The following is a 24827-nucleotide window of genomic DNA, read 5'->3' as shown; positions in this document are numbered from 1 at the left end:
ACAGGCACAGGACGACGAGGAGCACCCCGCGATGAGCACCCCGCGCGACCGGAACGGCGACGGCTTCGACGACGGTCCCGCCGGCTGGCAGGAGCCCGCCCACCTGGGCGGCGACGACCCGACCCGCTCGTCCGAGGGCAGCGACCGCCCGGCGGACGACGCGCCGGCCGGCGGCAGCACCGCGGCCGGGGGGTGGCAGCCCCCGGGCTGGGACCTGCCCGCCGTCGAGCCGGAGCGGCGGACGCCCGACCCCGACGCGGGCCCCGGGCCCGATGCGGCGTCCGAGGCACCTCCCGGGTCCGAGGCAGCTCCCGGGTCCGAGGTGCGTCCCGGGTCGGAGGTGGGCTGGCAGCCGCCGGGCGTGGAGCAGCGGCCGTCCGACGTCCCGCCGGAGCAGGCACCCCCGCGACGCGGCCTGGGCGGGCTGTTCGGCTCCCGCCGCCCCGCCGGCGGCGACACCGGCCCGGACGCCCCGCCGGCCGGCCCGCCGCCGGAGCAGCCCGGCGGGTGGAGCCCGATCCGCCGGCGGAACCAGGCCATCCCGGTGCCGCCGTCCGACCCGGCCGCGCTGCTGGCCTGGGCGCAGCACCTGGGCTGGGTGCCCTCCGACGGGACGACCGAGGAGGACGCCGCCCTGCTGCCGCTGCTGCAGAGCGCCCCGGTCCGCCCGGGCAAGGAGGACCGGCCCAGCCGGGTGCTCCGCGGCCGGGGCAACGGGCTGGACCTGGTGGCCTTCGACATCGCCTCCCCGGCCGGCCGCTCCTGGCTGAGCACGCACGCGGTCACCGCGGCGCCGGTGCTCGGCTCGGTCCCCGGCTTCCGGCTGTCCCCGGCCCGGATCTGGCGGCACGGCACCGGCGGGCTGCTGCAGATCCCCAGCCCCGACCCCGAGTTCGACCGGCGCTGGGTGCTCCTCGCCGCCGAGGACGGCCCCCAGATGCGGCGGCTGGCCGAGGACCCGATGGTCCGCCAGTCGCTGCTGGGCAGCGACGACGGTGACGAGCTGTGGTCGGCGGCCGGGTACGTCGCCGCGGTGCGGCCGGACGCCAACCGGCCGCAGCTGATCGAGCACCACGCCCGGCTGCTTGCCGCCGTGGTGGGCGCGCTCACCGTCTCCTGGTGACCGTGACCACCGCGCGCCGCAGGTGAGCACGACCGCCGGCGAGGAGGCTCCCGAGGCATCCGCGCAGGCCGGGCTCCGGGAGCTGCTGCCCCTGCTCCGCCCGCACCGCCGGGCGCTGGCGGGCGCGGCGGTGCTCTCCCTGGCCTCGGCGGCCGCCGCGCTGGCCCAGCCGGCGCTGGTCGGGCAGGTGATCAGCGCGGTGGGCTCCGGCGGTGCGCTGCTGCCCGGGGTGGTCGCGCTGGTCGTCGTCCTGGTGGTCGCCTCGGTGCTGGGCGCCGGCCAGCAGTACCTGCTGCAGCGCACCGCGGAGGGCGTGGTGCTGAGCACCCGGCGGCTGCTGGTCGACCGGCTGCTCCGGCTGCCGATCGCCGAGTACGACCGGCGGCGGACCGGTGACCTGATGTCGCGGGTCGGCGCGGACACCACCCTGCTGCGGGCCACGGTGACCAGCGGGGTCGTGGAGCTGGTCGGCTCGGCGGTGGTCGGCGTCGGCGCCCTGGTGGCGATGGCGCTGGTCGACGTCTGGCTGCTGCTGGTCACCGTGCTCGCGGTCGGCGTCGGGGTGACCACCGCGGTGCTGGCCTCCCGGCGGGTGCGGGCGCTGTCCCGGCAGGCGCAGGAGCAGGTCGGGGCGATGAGCGCGGCGGTGGAGCGGGCACTGTCGGCCGTGCGCACCATCCGGGCCAGCGGCGCGACCGCCCGGGAGGTCACCGCGGTCGGCGTCAGCGCCGAGCGGGCCTTCCGGGCCGGCGTCTCGGTGGCCCGGCTGGAGGCGCTGGTCTCCCCGGCCGGCTCGATCGCCGTCCAGGGGGCGTTCCTGTCGGTTCTCGGCCTGGGCGGCTACCGGGTGGCCACCGGCTCGATCGCCGTCGCCGACCTGGTCGCCTTCATCCTGTACCTGTTCCTGCTGGTCATGCCGCTGGGCCAGCTGATCGGCTCCTACACCCAGCTGCAGGCCGGGCTGGGTGCGCTCGCCCGGGTGTAGGAGGTGCTCGCCCTCCAGCCCGAGGACGACGAACGCCCGGCCCGCCCCGGCGCCCCTGCGCCGGCCGTGCTCCGGGTGCCGGCGGCAGGTGACCCGGTGCCGCTGCTGGAGCTGGACGGTGTCGGCTTCGGCTACCCCGACGGCACGGCGGTGCTGCACGAGGTCTCCTTCACCGTCCCGGCCGGCACGCGCACCGCGCTGGTCGGTCCGTCCGGCGCCGGGAAGTCGACCGTGCTGGCGCTGCTGGAGGGCTTCTACCCGCTGTCGGCCGGCACCGTCCGGTGGGCCGGGACCGACGTGCGCGAGCTGCCGCGGTCCGCGCTGCGGGCCCGGATGGGCTACGTGGAGCAGGAGGCGCCGGTGCTGGCCGGCACCGTCCGGGAGAACCTGCTGCTCGCCACGCCGGACGTGCCCGAGGAGCAGCTGTGGCGGGCGCTGGCCGAGGTCGGCCTCACCGGCGTCGTGCGGCGGTCGCCGCTCGGGTTGGACGTGCCGGTCGGGGACGACGGGGTGCTGCTCTCCGGCGGCGAGCGCCAGCGGCTGGCGATCGCCCGCTCGCTGCTCTCCCGGCCCGCGCTGCTCCTGCTGGACGAGCCGACGGCGAGCCTCGACGCCCGCAACGAGCAGCTGCTGCGGGAGACCCTCGCCGCGGCCGCCGTCGACCGGGCGCTGCTGGTCGTCGCGCACCGGCTGTCCACCGTCGTCGACAGCGACCAGATCGTCGTCCTGGACGGCGGCCGGGTGGTGGCCGTCGGCACGCACGACGAGCTGGTCGACACCAGCCCGCTCTACCGCGAGCTCGCGACCGCCCAGCTGCTGGTTTGAGGACCCCCTCGCCCCCCACCCCTCGTACCTCGGGGCGGGCCCCTGCGAGGGGGCCGGGGGGCGCCGGGGTCGGGGTGTTGCGGTGGTTCCACGTGGAACGGGTGGGTGGTTGCGGTCGACAAGCGGGCCGGGGCGCTGGACGATCCGTGCCTACCGCCAGGGAGGCAGGCCGATGGCCGAGAGCGTGCGCACCGACGACGAGACCGGCGCCAACGGCCAGCCCAGCCTGAGACGGGTGCTCGGCCCGGGTCTGCTGCTGCTCTTCATCGTCGGCGACATCCTGGGCACCGGGATCTACGCGCTGACCGGGCATCGCCGCCCAGGTCGGGGGCGTGGTGTGGCTGCCGTTCCTGGTCGCCTTCCTGGTCGCGCTGGTCACCGCGTTCAGCTACCTGGAGCTGGTCACCAAGTACCCGCAGGCCGCCGGGGCGGCGCTGTACACGCACAAGGCGTTCGGCGTCCACGTCATCACGTTCCTGGTCGCCTTCGCGGTGATGAGCTCGGGGATCACCTCGGCGTCCACCGCGGCCCGGGCGTTCAGCGCCAACGCCGCCGACGTGCTCGGCCTCGGCTTCTCCGACGGCATCGGCATCACCCTCATCGGGCTCGGCTTCATGACGCTGGTCGCGCTGGTCAACCACCGCGGCGTCGGCGAGAGCGTCAAGGCCAACGTGCTGCTCACCTGCGTGGAGCTGACCGGTCTGCTGATCGTGATCGGCGTCGGGGCGTGGGCGCTGGGCGCCGGCGAGGGCGACTTCTCCCGGGTGACCGACTTCGACACCGGGGAGCGCTCGGTGCTGGGTGGGGTGATCGCCGCGACCGGGCTGGCGTTCTTCGCGATGGTCGGCTTCGAGGACTCGGTGAACATGGCCGAGGAGTGCAAGGAGCCGCGGCGGATCTTCCCGAGGGTTCTGCTCGCCGGGCTGCTGGCGACCGGCGTCATCTACGTGCTGGTGTCGATCTCGGCGATCGCGCTCGTGCCGGCCGACGCCCTCAGCGAGGGCGACACCCCGCTGCTGCAGGTGGTCGAGGCCGGGGCGCCGGGCTTCCCGATCGGGGTGTTCGGCGTGATCACGATGTTCGCCGTCGCCAACTCGGCGCTGATCAACATGCTGATGGCCAGCCGGCTGGTCTACGGCATGAGCAGCCAGCACGTGCTGCCCCCGCTGCTGGGCAGGGTGCACCCCACCCGCCGCACCCCCACCACGGCGATCCTGTTCACCACCGCGCTGGCCTTCGGGCTGATCACCTTCGTCGGCGCCGTCCCCGCGCTGGGCGGCACGACGGCCCTGCTGCTGCTCGTCGTCTTCACCGTGGTCAACGTCGCCGTGCTCGTGCTGCGACGCGACCCGGTGGACGGCGACCACTTCCGCACGCCGACGGTGCTGCCGGTCATCGGGGCGCTGGCCTGCGCGTTCCTGGCCACACCCTGGGCGGGGCGGCCCACCGAGGAGTACCGGATCGCCGGCGTCCTGCTCGGCGTCGGCGTGCTCCTGTGGGGGGTGACCGTGCTGGTGAACCGGCGCACCGGGGCCGCCGTCCCGCCGCTGGACCCCGACCGCTTCACCTCCGGCGGCCCGGTCAACTGAGGAAGGACCCCCTCGCCCCCCACCCCTCGTACCTCGGGGCGGGCCCCTGCGAGGGGGCCTGACCCTCGCACCCGGGTCTCGGGGGGTGGCCCGGCGGAGGGGCCGTCCAGTGGCCGGAGGACGGCGTGTCGGGGGCGGGGGCAACACGGGTGGTGGCTCGAGTGTCGCCAGGGGCTCTGGAGCGACGTCAGGGCGTCGGTGGCACACCTGAGGTGTGTCGACCCGGTACGCTGGAGGGGACACACCCCCAGCAGCCCCCTGAGAGCCGTCCTGCGCCGGTCGACGTGGTCGTCGACGTGGTCGCGCCGGCTGATCGGCTGCGCAAGAGAAGGGCCCCACGTGGTCGCTGCGCCCCAGAACGAGACCGCCTACTCCGGCAGCTCCATCACCGTCCTCGAGGGCCTGGAGGCGGTCCGCAAGCGCCCCGGCATGTACATCGGCTCGACCGGCGAGCGCGGCCTGCACCACATGGTGTGGGAGGTCGTGGACAACGCCGTCGACGAGCACCTGGCCGGCTGGTGCGACACCGTGCGGGTCACCCTGCTGGCCGACGGCGGCGTCCGGGTCGAGGACAACGGCCGTGGCATCCCGGTCGACATGCACCCGGTCGAGAAGCGGCCCACCGTCGAGGTCGTCCTGACGATCCTGCACGCGGGCGGCAAGTTCGACGGCAAGAGCTACGGCGTCTCCGGTGGTCTGCACGGTGTCGGCGTCACCGTCGTCAACGCGCTCTCCACCAAGCTCGACGTGACCGTCTGGACCAAGGGCCGCGAGTGGCAGCAGCACTACGACGAGGCCAAGCCCGGCAAGCTCGAGGAGGTCGGTGCGACCGACAAGCGCGGCACGGTCATCACCTTCTGGGCCGACCCGTCGATCTTCGAGACCACGAACTACTCGTTCGACACGATCAACCGCCGGCTCCAGGAGATGGCCTTCCTGAACAAGGGCCTGACGATGGTGCTGCGCGACGAGCGCCCCGGTCAGGGCAAGGCCGACACCGGCCTGGCCGACGAGGCCTCGCTCGTCGAGGAGGCGCCGGCCCCCGGCCACGAGGACGAGGCGTTCGAGCCCACCGAGGTGACCTACCGCTACGACGAGGGCCTGGTCGACTACGTCACCCACCTCAACCGCCGCAAGACCGCGATCCACCGCTCGGTCATCGGCTTCTCCGCCGAGGGCGTGGGCAAGAACGACACCGCGATGTCGGTCGAGGTCGCCATGCAGTGGTCCGACGCCTACTCCGAGTCGGTGCACACCTTCGCGAACATCATCAACACCCACGAGGGCGGCACCCACGAGGAGGGCTTCCGTGCGGCGCTGACCTCCATCGTGAACAAGTACGCGGTGGAGAAGAAGCTCCTCAAGGAGAAGGACGACAAGCTCACCGGCGACGACATCCGCGAGGGTCTGGCCGCCATCGTCTCGGTGAAGCTGGGCGACCCGCAGTTCGAGGGCCAGACGAAGACCAAGCTGGGCAACACCGAGGTCAAGGGGTTCGTGCAGCGGGTCTGCAACGAGCAGATCGGCCACTGGTTCGAGGCGAACCCGACCGAGGCCAAGGTGATCATCACCAAGGCCGCGTCGGCCGCCCGCGCCCGGCGCGCGGCGCAGGACGCCCGCAAGCTCGCCCGCAAGAACCTGCTCAGCGTCAGCGGCCTGCCGGGCAAGCTCGCCGACTGCCGCTCGACCGACCCCAGCCGCTCCGAGGTCTACATCGTCGAGGGCGACTCGGCCGGTGGCTCGGCCAAGTCCGGCCGGGACTCGATGTTCCAGGCGATCCTGCCCATCCGCGGCAAGATCATCAACGTCGAGAAGGCGCGCATCGACCGGGTGCTGAAGAACACCGAGGTCCAGTCGATGATCACCGCCTTCGGCACCGGGATCCACGACGAGTTCGACGTCACCAAGCTGCGCTATCACAAGATCGTGCTGATGGCCGACGCCGACGTCGACGGCCAGCACATCCGCACGCTGCTGCTCACCCTGCTGTTCCGCTTCATGCGGCCGCTGGTCGAGGGCGGCTACGTCTACCTCGCCATGCCGCCGCTGTACAAGATCAAGTGGGGCGGCAAGATCGGTGACGAGTACGTCTACACCGACCGCGAGCGCGACGCCGTCCTGAAGGCCGGCGCCGAGGCCGGTCGCAAGCTGCCCAAGGACGACGGCATCCAGCGGTTCAAGGGCCTCGGCGAGATGGACGCCAAGGAGCTGTGGGAGACCACCATGGACCCGGCCACCCGGATCCTGCAGCAGGTCACCATCGAGGACGCCGCCGCCGCCGACGAGCTGTTCAGCGTGCTCATGGGCGAGGACGTCGTCGCCCGCCGCAGCTTCATCACCCGCAACGCCAAGGACGTCCGCTTCCTCGACGTCTGAGGAAGGACCCCGCTGCCCCCGCCACGAGCAAGCTCGCGGCGGGACCCTGCAGCGGGGCCGACGGGGCCCTGCGAGGGGGCCGACGACGGCGCCTGTGAGGGGGCCGGCCCGCGGGTGGGCGCGTGAGCTGCGCACTCATCCACCACTGTGTATCGACTTGTGGAGAACCAGACCGTGACGGAAACACCCAGCCGCGACCGCGTCGAGCCGGTCGACCTCCAGCAGGAGATGCAGCGCAGCTACATCGACTACGCGATGTCGGTCATCGTCGGCCGTGCGCTCCCCGACGTGCGGGACGGCCTCAAGCCGGTGCACCGCCGCGTGCTGTACGCGATGTTCGACCAGGGCTTCCGCCCCGACCGTGCCACCGTCAAGTGCGCCCGCGTCGTCGGCGAGGTCATGGGCAACTACCACCCGCACGGTGACTCGTCGATCTACGACGCCCTCGTGCGGCTGGCCCAGCCCTGGTCGATGCGCTACCCGCTGATCGACGGGCAGGGCAACTTCGGCTCACCGGGCAACGACCCGGCCGCGGCCATGCGGTACACCGAGGCCCGGCTCACGCCGCTGGCCATGGAGATGCTGCGGGACATCGACGAGGAGACCGTCGACTTCCAGCCCAACTACGACGGCAAGAACCAGGAGCCCCTGGTCCTGCCCTCGCGCATCCCGAACCTGCTGATCAACGGCTCGGCCGGCATCGCCGTCGGCATGGCGACGAACATGCCGCCGCACAACCTGCGCGAGGTCGCCTCCGCCGTCTTCTGGATGCTCGACAACCACGAGGCCGAGCCGGAAGAGGCGCTGAACGCCTGCATGGAGCGGGTCAAGGGCCCGGACTTCCCGACCCACGGCCTGATCGTCGGCCGCGAGGGCATCGAGGACGCCTACCGCACCGGTCGCGGCTCGGTCCGGATGCGCGCGGTGGTCACCGTCGAGGAGGACAGCCGGGGGCGGGTGCAGCTGGTCGTCACCGAGCTGCCCTACCAGGTCAACCCGGACAACCTGGCCGAGGCGATCGCCGAGGCGGTCAAGGACGGCCGGCTGCAGGGCATCAGCGAGATCGCCGACGAGTCCTCCGACCGGGTCGGGCGCCGGCTGGTCATCACGCTGCGTCGCGACGCCGTCGCCAAGGTGGTGCTGAACAACCTCTACAAGCACACCCAGCTGCAGACCACCTTCGGCTGCAACATGCTCTCCATCGTCGACGGCGTGCCCCGCACGCTGCGACTGGACGAGCTGATCCGGCTGTGGGTGAGCCACCAGATCGAGGTCATCGTCCGGCGCACCCGGTACCGGCTGCGCAAGGCCGAGGAGCGCGCGCACATCCTGCGCGGCTACGCCAAGGCCCTCGACCACCTCGACGAGGTCATCGCGCTCATCCGGCGCAGCGAGTCGGCCGAGGCCGCGCGCAGCGGCCTGATGGAGCTGCTGGACGTCGTCGAGGTCCAGGCCGTCGCCATCCTGGACCTGCAGCTGCGCCGGCTGGCGGCCCTGGAGCGCCAGCGGATCCTCGACGAGCTGGCCGAGATCGAGGCCCGCATCGCCGAGCTGCAGGCGATCCTGGACTCCCCCGAGCGGCAGCGGCAGATCGTCCGCGACGAGCTGGCCGAGATCGTGGAGAAGTACGGCGACGACCGGCGCACCCAGTTCGTGGCCAACGACGGTGACGTCTCCATGGAGGACCTCATCGCCGAGGAGCAGGTGGTCGTCACGATCACCCGCACCGGCTACGCCAAGCGCACCAAGGCCGACCTGTACCGCTCGCAGCGGCGCGGCGGCAAGGGCGTGATGGGTGCCCAGCTCAAGCAGGACGACCTGGTCCAGCAGTTCTTCGTGGGGTCGACCCACGACTGGATCCTGTTCTTCACCAACAAGGGCCGGGTCTACCGGGCCAAGGCCTACGAGCTCCCCGAGGCCGCGCGCACCGCCCGCGGCGCGCACGTGGCCAACATCCTGGCCTTCCAGCCCGACGAGAAGATCGCCCAGGTCATCCAGATCAAGGACTACACGGTCGCGCCGTACCTGGTGCTGGCCACCGCCCGCGGTCAGGTGAAGAAGACCCGGCTGACCGACTTCGACTCCCCGCGCAGCGGTGGCGTCATCGCCATCAACCTGCGGGAGAACGACGAGCTGGTCGGCGCGGCGCTGATCAGCCCCGACCAGAACCTGCTGCTGGTCACCCGCAAGGCGATGTCGATCTGCTTCAAGGCCGACGACGCGCAGCTGCGGCCCATGGGCCGGGCCACCGAGGGCGTCCGGGGCATCTCGCTGTCCGACGACGACCAGCTGCTGTCGATGATCGTCGTCCAGGAGGGTGTCGACGTGCTGGTCGCCACCGAGGGCGGGTACGCCAAGCGCACCGGGATCGAGCACTACCCGGAGCAGGGCCGCGGCGGCAAGGGCGTGCTCACCGCCGACCCCAAGGCCCGCAAGGGCGCCCTGGTGGGTGCGCTGGCCGTGGTGCTCGGCGACGAGCTGTACGCGATCACCTCCGGCGGCGGCGTGATCCGCACCCCGGTCAACGGCGTGCGGCACACCCGCGACCGGGCCACCATGGGCGTCAAGCTCATGAACTTGCCCGAGGACGTGTCGATCGTGGCTATCGCGCGTACGACGGACAACGACGAGCCCGACGCCTAGGGTGAGGCGGATGACGGACCGGGATCCGGGACGACGACGTCCCGCTCCCGGTCCGCACGCCGACCACGGCAGTGACCGGACCGGCGTCCCCGTCAGGGCAGCGGGTCCGGTGGGTGCAGCGACGCGGCGAGGGCCGCTGGGTGACGGGAGACTGGGATGAGCGACCGGGCGCGAGGTTCGGTGCGTACCGAGTCCCGAGAGGGGTCCGGCACGGCCGACGAGGCGCCGGCAGGCGCCGCCCCGGTGAGCGACCGGACGGAGTCGGCGGGCGGGTCCCCGGACCCCGCCGGCACCCCGGCAGGCGGCGCCGAGCCGGCCAGGACGTCGTCGGCGAGCAGCTCGCCGGACGCCGGCGGGAAGCCGTCCCGGTCCGGCGCCCCCGCGGCGGCCGCTGCCGACCAGCCGGGCAAGACCCCCGCGGCAGCCGCACAGCCGGCCCAGGCCACGGCGTCGGCGCAGGCGGGCAAGACGCCGGCCGGCAAGGCGCCGGCGGGCAAGACCCCGGCGGCCGCGCAGCAGCCGAACGAGACGACCTCTCCCGGCTGGAGCCCCAACGCGGCGGGCAAGGCGCCGGCCGCTGGCTCCGGCACGGCGCCCGCGGCGGGACAGCCCACCGCCGAGCCCGGTCCGCGCCCGGTGACCACCCCGGCACCCCCGGTCCCGCCGGTCACCGGCACCAACCGCGCGGTCGGAGCGGGCCGGCCCGCCTCCGCGCGCAGCGGGGTCCCGGCCTCGGGGTCGGTGCCGGTCGAGTCCACCCAGGCCGTCCCGCTGCCTCCGGCCGGCGCTCGTCCGGTCGACCCGTCCCGCCCTGCCGGCGCCCGGCAGGCCGGTGGGACCACCGGGCGAGAGGGCACCGGACGGGTGCGGGGCGCCGGTCGTGGCCCGCGTCGCGCCCGGCTGCAGTTGCGGCACATCGACACCTGGTCGGCGCTGAAGATCTCCCTGGTGCTGTCGATCGCGCTGTTCTTCGTCTGGATGGTCGCGGTCGGCATCCTGTACGGGGTGCTCAGCGGGCTCGGCGTCTTCGAGAGCCTCAACGACCTCATCGGCCAGGTGAGCAGCTCCACCGGCACCGACGTCACCGCCGACGGTGCCGTGATCAACGCCGGTGTCGTCTTCGGTGGCGCGGCGCTCATCGGCGCGGTGAACATCGTGCTGCTGACGGCGCTGTGCACCGTGGGCACCTTCGTCTACAACCTGTGCTCGGACCTCGTCGGTGGCCTGGAGGTCACCCTCGCCGAGCGCGACTGACCACCCCGCGCCGTTCCGGGCCGGTCGCCAGGAACAGGCCCGGAACGGCGCGCGTGGTCACCGACCCGGCTGCAGCACCCCCCTGGGGGAGGTGCAGCGGGCGGAAGGTAAGCTGTTCACCGGTCCACGGGCCTGTAGCTCAGGCGGTTAGAGCGCATCCCTGATAAGGATGAGGCCGGAGGTTCAAGTCCTCCCAGGCCCACCCGTGCACCGATGGTGGGAGATCCCGGTCCGAGCCGGTTCCGGGTCTCCCACCCCGCGGTCGCCCGTCAGCGGTCACCGTGGCCGCGGTGACCACCATCGTCCGAGGAGGTCCCGCGTGCTGAAGAAGCTGGCGGTGGCAGCGCTCGCTGCCAGTGCCGTGGTCGCCGTCCGCAAGCGCAGCAGCGGCAAGGGCGAGGCCGACCTGTGGGCCGAGGCCACCCGTGGCCCGGGTGCCGTGAGCTCCCCCCGCAGCTGACCCACCGGCGCGCCGCGCGCCGCCGGGGACGTAGCTCAATTGGCAGAGCACCGCCTTTGCAAGGCGGGGGTTAGGGGTTCGATTCCCCTCGTCTCCACTCCGCTGACCTGCGGATTCACCTCCGTCGGGGGCTCCGGCGAACCCTCCCGCCGGGTCTCAGTCCGCAAAAAGTCCGCAACTCGTCCGCGGGCTGCGGCCCGCAGGGCGTCCAGCCGGTCTGCCACGTCGTCCAGGTCGTCATCGAACAGGTCGGCGTAGCGGTCCAGGGTCATGGCCGCCGAGGCGTGCCCGAGCATCCGCTGCACCGCCTTGACGTTGGCTCCCGCCTTGATCGCCAGCGAGGCCGCGGTGTGCCGGAGCTCATGCGGCGTGAGCCCGGGCTCCCCGATGGCCCGGGCCGCGGCGTCGAACCAGGCGGACCGGGCGTTCCGGTTGCGCAGCACCGCGCCCTGCGGCGAGGGGAAGGCCAGCTCGTCGGCAGGGCGGGTCACGACCGCCCGGGCGAGCTCGTCGACGAGGAACCGCGGCAGCGGCACCGAGCGGCGGCCGTGGGTCTTCGGCGTACCCCACACCAGGCGCGAGCCGTCGACCTCGGTGACCGCCTCCTCCACCAGGACCCGCCGGCGCAACAGGTCGAAGTGCCGCACCCGCAGCGCCGCCAGCTCCGACCAGCGCAGCCCGCAGTAGCCGAGCACCAGTACCGCCACCCGGCCGGGCCCGGCGGCCTCGGCGAGCGCGTCGAGCTGCTCGGCGGTGAGGTACCGCCGGCGCTTCTCGCCCATCGGCGGCAGGGCGACGCCCAGGGCGGGATTGACCGCCAGGCGCCGGTCGCGCACCGCGAGCCCGAGGATGCCCGACAGGACGCCCTGGGCCTTGCGGACCGAGGCCCCGGCCAGCCCCCGGCCGGAGAGCTCGGACAGCCAGGCCTGCACGTCGCCGTGGGTCACCCGGATCAGCGCGACGTGCCCCCAGCGCGGTAGGACGTGGGTCTTGAGGACGTCGGCGTAGCGGGCCCGACTGGTGGGCTTGAGGTTGATCTTCCCGGCGAGCCAGACGGGCGCCAGCTCTCCAACGGTCGTCCTGGCCCGCTTGGGGTCGACGTAGGTGCCCGTCTGCACGGCCGCGGTGACCTCGTCGAGCCATCGCTGGGCATCGACCTTGCGCTTGAAGTGGCGGGCGTGTTCCTTGCCGTGTTCGTCGCGGTACCGCGGCCGGTACGTACCGTCAGGTCTTCTCGCGATCGACACCATCGCCGACCACCTGCCTCTCCTCGATCCCCGGCCACGGCGTGCGCACGAGGGGTTCTACCGCTCACGCGAGCATCTGCCGAGCCAAGCTTGCCGTCGGTCGCCTGTTCTTCGGTGGATGCATCGGCATTCTGTGGATTCCTGTGGGCGCCGGGTGGTGGCAGCTCACTGCCTGCCTCGTGGGCCAGGGGCGACCTGGCCGTGCTGTGCGTCGATCCAGCTGCGGAGGTCGTCGTGGCGATAGAGGACGCGGCGGCCGAGGCGGAAGCTGCGGGGGCCGGTGCCCAGGTGGCGCCAGTACCGCAGGGTGGCGACCGGAGCACGGAGGAGCTCGGCGGCTTCGGTGATGGTGAGCAGTTCGGGCTCGCGGCTGGCGGGATGGTCGGGCATGGCTGGCTCCGTTCTGGTCGGGTGGACTGGCTCCGTCACCTGAGAAGGCGCCGATTCAGAGCCCTTGCTGACAGCCGACCGCCAGATGCTTCCGAAAACCTCCAGTTGTTCTCCTGCTCCGCGTGGCCGAACCCGCGGTCGCCGGCGGAGCCACGCTGCTCATCGACCGATGCCTGGGGCGCTGCCACGCGGGGCGAGGGACGAGCCGAGGCGCTCCTCTTCGGGCCGAGGGACCCCCGGGACGGGGGCGGGCGGCCGCGGGCGCGCCGATCCACGTTGGTCGGGGCCGGCCGTGCGCCATGTGCGCCAGGCCTCGCGCTCGCGATCGAGCCGCTCGGGCGACTGGGCGAGGAGGGCCGGCTCGGCGGTGAGGGTGGCGATGCGCGTCCGGGCGTCGGTGAGCTCCTGTCGGGTGGCGGCGATGTCGCGCTGGAGGTCGGTGAGCCGGCCGGCCGGGTCGGGGGTCCAGGCCACGGGCCCGAAGCGGTCGAGCCGCTCGTCGCGCCGGCGGCTGGCTTCGGCCAGTGCGCGCCGGGGCTGCTCTGCCGCGTGCCGGGCGGTGTCGGCTGCGGCGCGGAGCTGGGCGTGTTCGGGGTGGGCCTGTTCGGTCGCCTGGTGGGCGGCGGCGTCGAGCGTCCTCCAAAGGGCGGGCCGGTCGTCGAACCAGCCGGCAACCTCCGCGAGGTCCTTCCGCTCGGTGGGCAGGGACGGCACGTGTGGCCGCCACCGGTCGGCCCAGTCGGTGAGCTGCTCGCCGGCCCGCGCGACCGCGCCTCGTCGGAGTCCGAGCCGGCCGGGGCCGTTGAGCACGACTCGTGCGGCCTGGCGGGCGGCGTCGCGTTCGCCGTCCCAGCGCGCGAGCAGGCTGTCGCGGACCCGGTCGGCGTGGGCGGCGAGGGCCGCGCCGCTGGCTGCGGCCTGCTGCTTGGCCTGTTCGGCGGTGATCGCCGTCCGCCTACTGGTGGCTTCGAGGTTGGCGAGTTCGCTGGCGTGGGGCGCTTCGAGCGCGATGACCTCGCGCAGCGTCTCGCGCTGTGGCTCCCAGTGGGCGAGTCGCTGAAGGCAGCGCTGCTCGGTGGTCCACGCCGCGCGCAGCTCGGCCAGCACGTCGGCCAGCGGTCGGGATGGGGCGTAGCGGGCGGCCTCGGTGGCGGCGAGCTGGGCGGCGTGCGCGGGGCCGAGGTCGGCGCGGTCGCGGGCGAAGACCGCGAGCCACTGCTGCCGCGCCTCGTCGGCGTCGGCGGCGACGAGGTGGGCGGTGTTGCTTTCCCGGCCGCGGGTCATGCCGACGTAGGCCGAGGAGGCGCCGGTGTGCTCGCCGATCACCACGTGCGCGGCGGTGACGGTGTCGCCCTGCACGCCGTGGGCGGTGCTGGCGTAGGCGAGCTCGACGTGCTCAGTGACGTAGTCCGCGGGCAGTACCCGGGTCCCGAGGCCGGCCGGGGTGACACCGCCGGACCCGTTCCCGGGGACGGTGCCGGTGGGGGTGACAGCGGGGGTGACGAGCAGCCGGCCGCGGCGGCCGACGGCGGTGACGGTCCAGGTGTCGCGGTTGGCGACGTCGAGGTGGCGGTCGTTGCGCCGGGTGGCGATCCGGTCCCCGGCGCCGATCCGCTCCCCGGCCCCAGTGATCACGACTTGCCGGTCGTCGACCCGGCCGGCGGCGGCCAGCCGTTCGCGGATGGCGGTGTTGAGCTCGGCGGCCTGGTCGCGGGTGTCCACCACCACCACCACCGCCACCGGTCGGCCCTCGGCATGAGAGGCGGCGGCGGTGGCGGCCAGCGTGTCCTGCAGCGCGGCGGCGTCGGGGTGCAGCTCGATCTGGCCGCGGGTGAGGAGGGCGTCGAAGACGGCGCCGGGGTCGGCGCCGGTGCGCATGGCCAGGGTCAGCTCGGCGTAGCCGGTGTCGGGTGTTGTGCGGCCCTCCTCGTCGGTTCGGGTGAAGCGGTGCACCGCGTCGAGTGTCAGGTGCGCCGCCGGGTCGGCCTGGGCGATGGCGAGGTCCAGGACGCCGCCGCGGCCGACCGCGGACAGCTGGTGTCGGTCGCCGAGCAGCGCCACCCGGACCTGGCATTCGTCGGCGACGGTGAGCAGGGCGCGGGCGGTGTCCTGGTCGAGCATCCCGGCCTCGTCTATGAGCAGCAGATCCCCGGGCCGCAGCTGCGCCGCCTCGCTCGGCCCGGCGTAGACACCGCCGGTCACCGGGTCGACCTGGCCGACGGCGAGCCGGGTCCAACGCCCCTCGTCGTTCCAGCGCCAGCCGTGCTGGAAGACCAGAGACGCCGCGGACCCGGCGGCCGTCCCCACCTCGCCGGCGGCCACCTTGGCCGCCTTGCGCGTGGGGGTGACCACCACCAGCCGGCGGCCCTGCGCCTCGAGCAGGTCGCGGGTGGCGGACAGGGTGGTGGTCTTGCCCGCCCCGGCGGCGCCCTCGACCACCACCAGGGGCCGGTCGCCGGCGAGCGCGGCGACCGCCGCGGCTTGGCCGGCATCCAGCCGGCCGGCGGCAGCCGCGCCCTCGATCGGGAGTGCCAGGTCGGTGTCCGGCACGCCGCGCGCAGCGCGGGCGGCGAGCCGGGTGGTCAGGTCGGCTTCGACGTCGAGGACCGGCTGGGAGGTCCACGCGCGGATGTGCTCGGGCACCCCGTCGCGGTCCAGCAACGGCACGCACCGGTCCATCGCGCGGGCGGTGAGGTCTTCGGCCAGCTCGATGCGCACCCCGGCGTCGCCGACGACGCCTGCGGCGGCGATCAGCCGCTCGGCCTCGCCCCGGATGTCGGCGGCGTTCCACGCCGACCGCCCGGCCGCGAGCCGGGCCAGCGCGCGCTGCACCAGCGCGTCGCGATCGAGGGCCCCGATCGGGGTGGGGGCCAGGTCGACCGGCTTTCCCGGGTCGCGGTAGCCGAGGGCGGACAGCTCGGCCCGCCAGCGTTCCTGCAGCCCGACCCCGGGCTGGGCAGTGACCTTGTCCGGACGGCCGTCGGCCCACGCCCGGACGTCCCAGGCCCGGCGCAGCACCGGCCCGGGGGATTCGCCGGGGTGCGCCGCGGTCCATTCGGCTTCGTAGCGGTCCACATTCCGGGCGATCTGCGCGTGCCGGGCACTGAATGGGCCCGTGTACTCGGCGAGCTCCAGTATTTCTCCAGTACCGCCCTTCGTGTAGCCCTTCGCGGCGAAGGCGGCGTTCAATTCCGGGTCACACGCCATCGCGGCGTGCCCGATCCCGTTGATCGCGCCCAAGAAGTCGCGGACGCCGACGGTGTGCAAGCCGCGCCATTTCCCGGCCGCGAACACTCGGGACAGCAGCTGTAGGTGCAGGTGCCAGTGCGGGTCGTTCGCCCGGGAGGTGTAGTGCCGAACCGTCGCCGCCTCCAGCACCTCCAGCGGCACCTGCACCTGCCCGCCGCGCGGCCCGACCCGGGTGGTGGCGTGCTGCGAGAGCCAGGCGATGATCTGCTCGGCGGCGCGGTCCTGCGCCGCCTCGTACGCGAGGGCAATGTCCGAGTGCAGCGCGGCGGCCAGCGACCAGGTCTTCGGGCCGTTGACCACCACCTCGGCGAACCGCACGGCGTGCTCGTCGCCGCGCAGCTGCCCCCTCGGCTCGCCCGTCTCCGGATCGCGGCCGGCCACCCAGGTCTCGTAGGTGTCGCCGGTCAGCGGAGCCAGCTCGGCCACGCGCCCGTCGGTGGCGGTGAACCGGCGGGCGATCCCGGTGCCCTCGGTGAGGTAGTAGTCGTCCGCCCGGCCGCGGTCAGCCTCCACGTAGTGCCGGGCAGCCGCCGGCGCGCCGGCGTAGATTTTCATTCCACCGTGCATATTCAACGCCACCCGACAATGACCAACAAGTCACCCCTAGAAACGCCGATGGGCCCCGCAAAGCGGGGCCCGAACTACCGCCAAAGGTAGCATTCGTGCCGTTCTTCACGGAATATTGGCGTTCTCTTTCAGCACGTGGCGGCATCTAGATGATCAATGCCGGTGGTTATTGGCAATAATCCATTGCCTTGACTGAACTCGTGAACGAGGACGATCACCGCTTGCGAATGCTGGTCCGGTCTGGCGTCAGGTCGCGCTCGGCCCCAGTGACCCTCGACCAGATCGCGGCGACATCCCGCCGCAGCTCGCTCGTACCAACGCCTGTTGCTATGTTGGTCTGGACTCGACCGGGATGCGAAGGGAACCGATGAACGGCGACACCTGCGAGCTGTTGTGTCTCGATCTGCCGCACGCTGAGGCGGTCCGTGCCGCGCTGACCGGCGAGGAGCGGGCGCGGGCGCTGGCCGCGCAGGCGAAGGCGCTGGGCGATCCCACCCGGCTGCGCATCGCTGTGGCGCTGCAGCTGGGCGAGGAGCTGTGCGTGTGCGACCTTGCCTGGATCACCGAGCTGTCGCAAAACCTGGCTTCGCACCACTGCCGCGTCCTGCGCACCGCGGGCCTGTCCACGTCCCGCCGCGACGGCAAGCTGGTCATGTACCGGCTCACCGACGCCGGCCACCGACTGCTGACCGCGGTCGCCGGCTCGTCGGTGCCGCTGCCTGTCGGCGCCGCGGAAACCGCTGAAACGACGGTCCGGTGAGCGTGGCCCCGGCCCAGGTCCACGCGCACTCCGAGCTAACCGACGCCGAGCGGGCCTGGTTGGGCGCCGCGGCGCTGGCCGCGCTGGTGGTCGCGGTGCAGCTGCAGGTCCGCAGCATCGAGGAGCCGTACCTGCGCGCGGTGCACGGCGCCGCCTACCTCGCCTTCGCCACCCGCGCCGGCCGGTTCCTGCCCGGCATCGGCCGGCTGCCCGCACCGGCCGACCCGGAGCGCATCGCCGCCTGACCCGCCCGGCGCCGCTCGCCGGAGCACCCACCCACCAGACGCTCCCGCTCGCCGGCACGCCCACACATGCACGACCGGCCGAAGGCCGCACCACGCCCACCCGGGCAAACACTGATCGGAGAACTTGTTCGTGGACGTCGCCACCTGGACGCTGCAGGCGCTCGGCCTGTTCGTGGTCACCAACATCGACGACATCATCGTGCTGTCGCTGTTCTACGCCCGCGGCGCCGGCCGGCGCGGCACCACCGCAGCGATCCTCGCAGGCCAGTACCTGGGCTTCGGCGCGATCCTGGCCGCGGCGGTACTCGTCGCACTGGGCGCGCGCAGCTTTCTGCCCGAGGCCGCAATCCCGTACTTCGGGCTCATCCCGCTGGCGCTCGGCCTGCTCGCAGCCTGGCGGGCCTGGCGCGGCGACGACGACGATGACGATGACGACGAGGGCAAGGTCGCCGGGAAGTCGGTGAGCGCGCTGACCGTTGCGGCGGTGACGTTCGCCAACGGCGGCGACAACATCGGCGTGTACGTGCCGGTGTTCGCCACCGTCGGCACCGCCGGCATCGTCGCCTACTCCGCGGTGTTCCTGGCCCTGGTTGCGGTGCTGGTCGCTGCGGCCCGGTTCGTGGCCACCCGCAAGCCGATCGCCGAGGTTCTCGAGCGCTGGGAGCACGTACTGTTCCCGCTGGTGCTGATCGGCCTCGGCATCGTCATCCTCGTCGAGGGCGGCGCGTTCGGGCTGTAGCACCGGCGGAGGGGGATGCGGCGGACAGGCGCCTTGCCTGTGCCTGCGGTGGCGGCCACGGTGGTCACATGAGCAGATCTCCGGAAACGGTGCCCGGGGCGACGCCGGCGGGCGAATCGCTGGTGGACCGGCTGGCCATCGCGCGAGAGATGGACGCGGCCCGGGCGTCGCTACACGAGCTGCTCGCCGGCGCCGATGCCGCCGACCTGCGCCGCCCCAGCGACGGCACCCGGTGGACCAACGAGCAGCTGCTGTTCCACATGGTCTTCGGCTTCCACGTCGTGCGGGTGCTGCTGCCGCTGGTGCGCCTGGTCAGCCGGCTGCCGGCCCCGGTCGGCCGGGGATGGGCGGCGCTGCTCAACTTCACCACCCGGCCGTTCCACGTCATCAACTACTGGGGATCGGTGGCCGCGGCGCGGGTGTTCGACCACGCCCGGATGGGGTCGTTGGCCGACCGCACGACCGCTGCGCTGAAACGCCAGCTGGACCGCGAGCCCGAAGAGGCGCTGCACCGCGGCATGCCGTTCCCGACCGGGTGGGACCCGTATTTCGGCTTCATGTCGCTGGCCGACGTGTACCGGTATCCGGCCCGGCACTTCGAGCATCACCGCCGCCAGCTCACCCTTGCCGCCGCGGCCCCGAAGCGACCGGCCGGGTGACGCCGCCATCAGCGCAGGGCCAACACCGGACCGGATGAACAGACACCGCGACGTCTTGCGTGCAAGGAGTCGGCCGGTGCCCGTCGCTGGCCGACATCGTTCCCCGTCTGCCGATCGCTTGACCGCCGACCCGGATGGGCACCGGGCGGTGCCGTCCTACCGGCGGCCGATCCGGGTCGCGGCCCACAACCCGCAGCGGCGGCAGATGTAGACGCCCGGGGTGGCGCCGAGCTCGTGCACGGCCGTCACCGGCAGGTCGCGGCCACAGCAGCCGCACGACCGGATCTCGTCGGTGCCGACGAGCCGGCGGCCGGGCAGCCTCACTGCAGGACCGCGAGCAACTGGTCGACCGTCGGTGATCCGGCCAGGCCGTCCGCAGTGCGTACACCCGGCAGGACAGGCCGACCGGGGCAGCGGGATTTGCGAACGGGTCCCGCCCGTCCACCAGCACCGTCGGCGACCCGCGGAACCGCGCGGCCTCGGCCTGCTCCGGGGTGCTGACCAGGCGGCGCTGCACACGCACGTCGTCGCGGCCGGCGCGGGCCAGCGCTTCCTGCAGCCGCTGGTCAGCCACCTGCCAGGTCGTGCACCCGTCGAAGTACAGCAGCGTCACGTCCATGCCCGGAGAGCCTCCCGCCTCAGCGCCGTCTTCCCGCGGTTGCGTGGCCGCGGGCCGGGCGCAGTCGCGGCAGATGTGCGACGCCGGGCGCGGGCGGCCAGGGAGCGCGACGGTCCGCCCCGAACGTGTGACGGGCGCATACGCCTTGACTCCCCGAATCGCTTCGTCGGTGGCACCCTGTAGACACGTGGGTGTGGACGTCCTTGTGGAGGGACGTGTGGATGAAGGAGGGGTGCTCGTGTCGATCGCGGAGAGCAATGCGTCCGTCGAAGCGAAGGAGCTCACCCCCGAGGAAGCTGCCGTCGCCTTCGACCGGATCGCCCGCCGTGCCCTGGACCTGAGCGGGGAGGACTTCCTCGTCGCCCTGGACGAGGGCACGTTCGACGACGTCGATCCTGATGCCCATCCCGGGCTGCTCGACGTGCTCATGGCCCTGCCCCTCGTGCGCTGACGACTCGTGCCGGGAGCGTCGCCGTATCAAGCGGTCGAGGCGTTCCTGACCCCTCTTGAGCGGGCGGTAGCCTGCCTCGGAGTCGGCAAGATCGTCGTTTCGCCGGGCGGCCGCGCCACCGCGGGCAAGACGCACCTGTGGAGCCTCAACGGCGGCGACGGCCTCCTCCTGCGTGGTGACGCAGCCGGCTGCCGGTTCCTGGCGTCCATGCATTATCGGATCGTCCCGACCGACCCCGAGAGGTACGACATCGAGCAGGGGCGCTGGCGGGTCACCACCTCGGCTTACCTGTACGAGTTCAGGACTCCGGACAACGCGAAGCTGTGGGCGATGCACTGGCACCCGACCGGTCGGAGTCACGCCACCTTCCCGCACCTCCACCTCTACACCGTCCGACCTGACGGGCACTTCGTCACGCCGCGACAGACCCTCGAGTCGGCGGTGCAGTGGTGCATTGAGATGGGCGGGGAGCCGCAGAATCCCCGGTGGCGCACCGTGCTGGCCGAGTCCGAGGGCATCCACCAGCTCTACCGATCCTGGTCGGAGGACCCGCCATCGCCACCAGCGGATCGGTGACGTCAGCCCTCCCGCGCCGAAGCAGAACGTGGGCGGTCAGCCGAGTGTCTACTCCGCTTCCCCATAACCAGCTCGCCTCCGACTGTGCAGCGCCGGGGGAAGGGTGGGCCGCAGGCCCATCCCGCAGGGACGCGCAGCGCCCTTCCGGCGGCCGGCGCAGTCGGAGAGGCTCCTGCGGGGATGGGGCGGGTGCCGCCTCCGAACGCAGCAGTCGGAGCGACGGCTGTGATGCGTCCAGTCCGCACACAGTCCGCAGATAGTCCGCAAAACGGCCGAAAACGGCCAACATCGCCCGACGACGGCCGACGATGAAAGTGCTGGTCAGGATGGGTTTTCAGTCATAGCCCATTCTGTCAAACCACCCCTCGGTCGATTTTGCAAGGCGGGGGTTAGGGGTTCGATTCCCCTCGTCTCCACTCCCGGCCCCGCCCCCGTGCGTGCGCCCGCACAGCCGCTCCTGACCGGGTACCCGGCAGGCTCCCGGGCAGCAGTGGGAGAGTGGTGGTCGTGACCGAACAGACCCCCGCCGCACGGCGCGCCGTCCTGCACACCAACCACGGCGACATCACCGTCGACCTGTTCCCCGACCACGCGCCCAAGACGGTCGCCAACTTCGCCGAGCTCGCCGAGGGCAGCCGCGAGTGGATCGACCCGCGCACCCGCGAGAAGACGACCGCCAGGCTCTACGACGGCACGGTGTTCCACCGCGTCATCGACGGCTTCATGATCCAGGGTGGCGACCCCCTCGGTCAGGGCACCGGTGGCCCCGGCTACCGCTTCGGCGACGAGTTCCACCCCGACCTGTCGTTCAACCGCCCCTACCTGCTGGCGATGGCCAACGCCGGACCGGGCACCAACGGCTCGCAGTTCTTCATCACCGTCACCAACACCCCGCACCTGAACAACAAGCACACGATCTTCGGTGAGGTCGCCGACGAGGCCAGCCGCGCCGTGGTGGACCGGATCGCCACCACCCCCACCGCCCGCGGTGACCGCCCGGTCGACGACGTCGTCATCGAGTCCGTCGAGGTGCAGCGCAGCTGACCACGCCCGAGGGCATCGGGGGCGCCGGCGCGGGTGGACCGCAGCCGGCGCCCCCCGCCACCTGCTACCGGCACCCGGACCGGCCCACCGGGGTGCGCTGCACCCGCTGCGGCCGGCCGATCTGCCCGGAGTGCATGAACCCGGCCGCGGTCGGTTTCCAGTGCCCGGACGACGTCCGGGCCGGCAACGCCGCGGTGCGTCAGCCCCGCCGGGGCAGCGGTGTCCGGCTGGCCGGACGGCGCTGGGGGGTCGTCACCCTGACCCTGATCGCGGTCAACGTGCTGATCGGGGTGGCGACCGCGATCTCGGCCGTCAGCGTGGGGGTCGACCCGCTGCGCAGCTTCGACTCACCGTTGCAGGACCAGTTCGTCCTCGCCCCCTTCCTGGTCGACCTGGGCGAGTGGTGGCGGGTGCCGACGAGCGCCTTCACCCACGTGAGCCCGGTGCACCTGCTGCTCAACATGTTCGCCCTGCTGCTGTTCGGCTCCGAGCTCGAGCGGATGCTGGGCAGGGCCCGGTACCTCACCGTCTACCTGGTGTCCGCCCTCGGCGGCGCGGCCGCGCTGCAGCTGTTCGGCAGCTACTTCGGCGGGGTCGTCGGCGCCTCCGCGGCGATCTACGGCCTGATGGCCGCCTTCGGCGTCGTCCTGGTGCAGCAGAAGCAGGACCTGCGCGGCCTGCTCACCCTGCTGGGCATCAACCTGGTGATCAGCTTCCTGCCCGGCGTCTCGTTGCTCGGGCACCTCGGCGGCCTGGTCACCGGGGCGCTGACCGCGGCCGTGCTGGTGTTCGCCGGCCGGCGACGGCCGCTCGCCGTCGCAGGGGTGGCCGTCCTGGTCGTCGTCCTGCTGGTGCTGGTGTTCGGTCAGCTGCGCTGACCCGTCAGGACGCCGCGCCGGCGTCCTGCAGCGCCTCCACGACCGTCGCCGGGTCCACGCCGAGGTCGCGCCGGCCGAGCACCAGCAGGACACCGTCGGCGTCCGCGCGGAGCCGGGGGCGCAGCAGCGCGTCGCGCGCCGCCAGGGCCAGGAGCAGGACGGCGGCGGCGCCGACCAGCACCCGCCCGACCGGGTCGACCAGCAGGGTGGCCAGCGCGAGCCCCAGACCAGCGACGGCCACCGCGACGGTCTCGCCGACCTGGGGGGACCACTGCACGCCGCCAGCTTGTCAGCAGCTCCTGGTACGCCTGCGTCCGAGGCATAGCATCACCGGGACAGGACGTCCCAGACGTCCCGGGGCCGGCCCGCGGGTCGCGGCCCGCTCGCTGCTCGACGAGGAGGAGTGCCATGCGGGACGCGGTCATCTGCGCCGCCGTCCGGACGCCGGTCGGCCGGCGCGGAGGTGGGCTGGCGGGGGTGCACGCGGCCGACCTGTCCGCGGCCGTGCTCACCGCACTCGCCGAACGGACCGGGCTCGACCCGGCGCTGGTCGACGACGTGTTCTGGGGCTGCGTCAGCCAGGTCGGTGAGCAGACCAGCAACATCGGTCGGGTCGCCGCGCTGGCGGCCGGCTGGCCGGAGTCGGTGCCCGGCACCACGATCGACCGGCAGTGCGGCTCGTCCCAGCAGGCAGTCGCGTTCGCCGCCGCCACGGTGATCAGCGGCCAGGCCGACGTGGTGGTCGCCGGCGGCGTCGAGTCGATGAGCCGGGTCCCGATGGGGTCGTCGTCCGGCGACGGGTCGGCCGGGCGCCCGCTCGGTCCGGCGTTCCTGGCCCGCTACGAGGGCGTCGTCCCCAACCAGGGCATCGGGGCGGAGATGATCGCCCAGCGGTGGGGGCTCAGCCGCGCCGAGCTCGACGAGTTCGCCCTCCGCTCGCACGAACGCGCCGGCAAGGCACAGGCCGACGGTGCCTTCGACGACCAGATCGTCCCCGTGACCACCCCCGAGGGCGTGCAGGTCACCCGCGACGAGGGGATCCGCAGCGGTGGCACGCTGGCCTCCCTCGGGGCGCTGAAGACGCCGTTCCGGCCCGACGGGGTGATCAGCGCCGGCAACGCCAGCCAGATCTCCGACGGCTCGGCCGCGCTGCTGGTCACCACCTCCGAGCGGGCCCGCGAGCTCGGCCTGACCCCGATCGTCCGGGTGCACACCACCGTCGTCGCCGGCGACGACCCGGTGATCATGCTGACCGCCCCCATCCCGGCCACCCGCAAGCTGCTGGCCCGGGCGGGCGTCCCGCTGGCCGACGTCGGCGTCTTCGAGGTCAACGAGGCGTTCGCGCCCGTCCCGCTGGCCTGGCAGCGCGAGATCGGCGCGGACCCGGCGGCGGTGAACCCGCTGGGCGGGGCGATCGCCCTCGGTCACCCGCTCGGCGCCTCGGGGGCGCGGATCATGACCACCCTGGTGCACCACATGCAGGCGACCGGCACCCGGTTCGGGCTGCAGACCATGTGCGAGGGCGGCGGTCTGGCCAACGCGACCCTGCTCGAGCTGCTCACCGACTGAGCCCGGTGGCTCCTCCGTCCACAGCCCCCGCCCGTCCGGCGGGGGCTGTGGTGTCTGCGGCCCTGTGGGCACCGCCAGGGTGTGGACGGGCGTGGACCGATGTCGACAACTCACCCGGACACGCCCAGGACCGGCCCGTCACGCTGTCGGTTTGCCATTCACCGGGACGGGTAGTAAGGGCTCGCAGGCCGGTCGTGTGCGGGCGGTTTTCCCACAGGTGTGTACACAGCTGGGGACGGACTTCCACCGGTGTAGTTACCCACGTGCCGTTTCCGTCCCAGTGGTCACATCGTCGGCATCTGCCCAGGTCAGCGCGGTATGAGATCGGCTCCGGAGTCCACACATCGTGGACAACCCGGTGGACGACGGATCCAGCCTCCTGTGGACGGCGCGAGGCGCTGTGCACAGACGATCTTCACCCTTCCCGGTGACAGGCCGCTGACCTGCGGGTTGACGGTTTGTCGACTCCGCGAGCCGCTCACTGGCCGGAGTGTGCACATCACCGGACGTCCGGATCGCCGCTGGTGTGCGCCGACGGTCCCCAGGGTCCGGCGTCCCGCGGGCAACGGTCGTCCACAG

General features: G+C 73.0%; 21 protein-coding genes, 2 tRNA genes and 1 pseudogene. 19 read left to right on the top strand and 5 right to left on the bottom strand.

Translation table 11 applies throughout. From position 1 onward, the window contains the following. The first annotated feature begins 31 nt into the window (after positions 1-31). The 10 genes from ACJTNH_RS05545 to ACJTNH_RS05500 all read left to right on the top strand — a co-directional run bounded on the left by ACJTNH_RS05545 (position 32) and on the right by ACJTNH_RS05500 (position 11352). Positions 32-1123: a hypothetical protein gene (locus ACJTNH_RS05545; RefSeq protein ID WP_458173413.1), complete on the top strand. Its 1092-nt coding sequence runs from the start codon at positions 32-34 to the stop codon at positions 1121-1123. Positions 1124-1145: 22 nt separating this feature from the next. After that, a complete protein-coding gene (locus ACJTNH_RS05540; protein ID WP_458173411.1) occupies positions 1146-2108 on the top strand; it encodes an ABC transporter transmembrane domain-containing protein in 963 nt (320 codons plus the stop codon). A gap of 3 nt (positions 2109-2111) precedes the next feature. Then, entirely contained in the window at positions 2112-2933 is an 822-nt protein-coding gene (locus ACJTNH_RS05535) for an ABC transporter ATP-binding protein (protein ID WP_458173409.1), read from the top strand. Between the two features lie 332 nt (positions 2934-3265). Further along, positions 3266-4522, top strand: a complete 1257-nt coding sequence (locus ACJTNH_RS05530) for an APC family permease (protein ID WP_458173407.1) — start codon at positions 3266-3268, stop codon at positions 4520-4522. Positions 4523-4861: 339 nt separating this feature from the next. Continuing rightward, a complete protein-coding gene (gene gyrB / locus ACJTNH_RS05525; RefSeq protein WP_458173405.1) occupies positions 4862-6898 on the top strand; it encodes a DNA topoisomerase (ATP-hydrolyzing) subunit B in 2037 nt (678 codons plus the stop codon). Between the two features lie 174 nt (positions 6899-7072). Next, positions 7073-9541: a DNA gyrase subunit A gene (gene gyrA / locus ACJTNH_RS05520; protein WP_458173403.1), complete on the top strand. Its 2469-nt coding sequence runs from the start codon at positions 7073-7075 to the stop codon at positions 9539-9541. Between the two features lie 243 nt (positions 9542-9784). After that, on the top strand, positions 9785-10795 hold the full coding sequence (locus ACJTNH_RS05515) for a DUF3566 domain-containing protein (protein WP_458173401.1): 1011 nt from the start codon (positions 9785-9787) through the stop codon (positions 10793-10795). Positions 10796-10923: 128 nt separating this feature from the next. Next, positions 10924-10997, top strand: a tRNA-Ile gene (locus ACJTNH_RS05510). A 117-nt stretch (positions 10998-11114) separates the two neighbouring features. Then, positions 11115-11255 carry a DLW-39 family protein gene (locus tag ACJTNH_RS05505; protein ID WP_458173399.1) on the top strand — a complete coding sequence of 47 codons (141 nt, stop codon included), beginning with the start codon at positions 11115-11117 and terminating at the stop codon, positions 11253-11255. Between the two features lie 24 nt (positions 11256-11279). Beyond that, a tRNA-Ala gene (locus ACJTNH_RS05500) sits at positions 11280-11352 on the top strand. Between the two features lie 205 nt (positions 11353-11557). On the opposite strand, the pseudogene ACJTNH_RS05495 reads toward ACJTNH_RS05500, so the two are convergent. The 3 genes and pseudogenes from ACJTNH_RS05495 to mobF all read right to left on the bottom strand — a co-directional run. Next, positions 11558-12505 (bottom strand): annotated as a pseudogene (locus ACJTNH_RS05495) (tyrosine-type recombinase/integrase); the annotation flags it as partial. 162 nt (positions 12506-12667) lie between these two features. Then, positions 12668-12892 (bottom strand): helix-turn-helix transcriptional regulator, encoded by a 225-nt coding sequence (locus ACJTNH_RS05490; RefSeq protein ID WP_116452079.1) that lies wholly within the window; start codon positions 12890-12892, stop codon positions 12668-12670. 159 nt (positions 12893-13051) lie between these two features. Continuing rightward, positions 13052-16696: a MobF family relaxase gene (mobF, locus tag ACJTNH_RS05485; RefSeq protein ID WP_458173397.1), complete on the bottom strand. Its 3645-nt coding sequence runs from the start codon at positions 16694-16696 to the stop codon at positions 13052-13054. A gap of 379 nt (positions 16697-17075) precedes the next feature. On the opposite strand from mobF, the gene ACJTNH_RS05480 reads away from it, so the two are divergent. The 4 genes from ACJTNH_RS05480 to ACJTNH_RS05465 all read left to right on the top strand — a co-directional run bounded on the left by ACJTNH_RS05480 (position 17076) and on the right by ACJTNH_RS05465 (position 19111). After that, on the top strand, positions 17076-17468 hold the full coding sequence (locus ACJTNH_RS05480; protein WP_097197171.1) for an ArsR/SmtB family transcription factor: 393 nt from the start codon (positions 17076-17078) through the stop codon (positions 17466-17468). Then, complete coding sequence (locus ACJTNH_RS05475; RefSeq protein WP_458173394.1) at positions 17465-17713, top strand: hypothetical protein; 249 nt, start codon at positions 17465-17467, stop codon at positions 17711-17713. Before ACJTNH_RS05480 ends, ACJTNH_RS05475 begins: the two co-directional genes overlap by 4 nt. A 130-nt stretch (positions 17714-17843) precedes the next feature. Beyond that, positions 17844-18452, top strand: coding sequence for a cadmium resistance transporter (locus ACJTNH_RS05470; protein ID WP_097197169.1), 609 nt, complete (start codon positions 17844-17846; stop codon positions 18450-18452). A gap of 68 nt (positions 18453-18520) precedes the next feature. After that, positions 18521-19111: a DinB family protein gene (locus tag ACJTNH_RS05465; protein WP_176523087.1), complete on the top strand. Its 591-nt coding sequence runs from the start codon at positions 18521-18523 to the stop codon at positions 19109-19111. A gap of 156 nt (positions 19112-19267) precedes the next feature. On the opposite strand, the gene ACJTNH_RS05460 is transcribed toward ACJTNH_RS05465, so the two are convergent. Further along, entirely contained in the window at positions 19268-19435 is a 168-nt protein-coding gene (locus ACJTNH_RS05460; protein WP_164704576.1) for a hypothetical protein, read from the bottom strand. 533 nt (positions 19436-19968) lie between these two features. Here ACJTNH_RS05460 and ACJTNH_RS05455 point away from each other — a divergent pair. From ACJTNH_RS05455 to ACJTNH_RS05440, 4 genes are all read left to right on the top strand, one after another. Next, entirely contained in the window at positions 19969-20181 is a 213-nt protein-coding gene (locus ACJTNH_RS05455) for a hypothetical protein (RefSeq protein ID WP_097197189.1), read from the top strand. 6 nt (positions 20182-20187) lie between these two features. Beyond that, complete coding sequence (locus ACJTNH_RS05450; protein WP_097197168.1) at positions 20188-20757, top strand: hypothetical protein; 570 nt, start codon at positions 20188-20190, stop codon at positions 20755-20757. A gap of 507 nt (positions 20758-21264) precedes the next feature. Continuing rightward, positions 21265-21801, top strand: a complete 537-nt coding sequence (locus tag ACJTNH_RS05445) for a peptidylprolyl isomerase (protein WP_458173391.1) — start codon at positions 21265-21267, stop codon at positions 21799-21801. Between the two features lie 134 nt (positions 21802-21935). Next, on the top strand, positions 21936-22679 hold the full coding sequence (locus ACJTNH_RS05440; protein WP_458173389.1) for a rhomboid family intramembrane serine protease: 744 nt from the start codon (positions 21936-21938) through the stop codon (positions 22677-22679). A 4-nt stretch (positions 22680-22683) separates the two neighbouring features. Here ACJTNH_RS05440 and ACJTNH_RS05435 read toward each other — a convergent pair whose 3' ends face one another. After that, positions 22684-22956 carry a hypothetical protein gene (locus ACJTNH_RS05435; RefSeq protein ID WP_458173387.1) on the bottom strand — a complete coding sequence of 91 codons (273 nt, stop codon included), beginning with the start codon at positions 22954-22956 and terminating at the stop codon, positions 22684-22686. Between the two features lie 131 nt (positions 22957-23087). On the opposite strand from ACJTNH_RS05435, the gene ACJTNH_RS05430 reads away from it, so the two are divergent. Next, positions 23088-24248 (top strand): thiolase family protein, encoded by a 1161-nt coding sequence (locus tag ACJTNH_RS05430; protein ID WP_458173385.1) that lies wholly within the window; start codon positions 23088-23090, stop codon positions 24246-24248. Positions 24249-24827: the final 579 nt, after the last annotated feature.

Source organism: Modestobacter lacusdianchii (genome assembly GCF_054177765.1).
Note: the sequence above shows the minus strand (reverse complement) of the source record. Positions and strands in the feature narration are given on the sequence as shown.

Bases quoted from the DNA above. Each gene is read 5' to 3' on its own strand.
- mobF (WP_458173397.1), bottom strand. From the start codon at position 16,696: ATGAAAATCTACGCCGGCGCGCCGGCGGCTGCCCGGCACTACGTGGAG.
- ACJTNH_RS05490 (WP_116452079.1), bottom strand. From the start codon at position 12,892: ATGCCCGACCATCCCGCCAGCCGCGAGCCCGAACTGCTCACCATCACC.
- ACJTNH_RS05545 (WP_458173413.1), top strand. From the start codon at position 32: ATGAGCACCCCGCGCGACCGGAACGGCGACGGCTTCGACGACGGTCCC.
- ACJTNH_RS05440 (WP_458173389.1), top strand. From the start codon at position 21,936: ATGAACCCGGCCGCGGTCGGTTTCCAGTGCCCGGACGACGTCCGGGCC.
- ACJTNH_RS05480 (WP_097197171.1), top strand. From the start codon at position 17,076: ATGAACGGCGACACCTGCGAGCTGTTGTGTCTCGATCTGCCGCACGCT.
- ACJTNH_RS05430 (WP_458173385.1), top strand. From the start codon at position 23,088: ATGCGGGACGCGGTCATCTGCGCCGCCGTCCGGACGCCGGTCGGCCGG.
- ACJTNH_RS05465 (WP_176523087.1), top strand. From the start codon at position 18,521: ATGAGCAGATCTCCGGAAACGGTGCCCGGGGCGACGCCGGCGGGCGAA.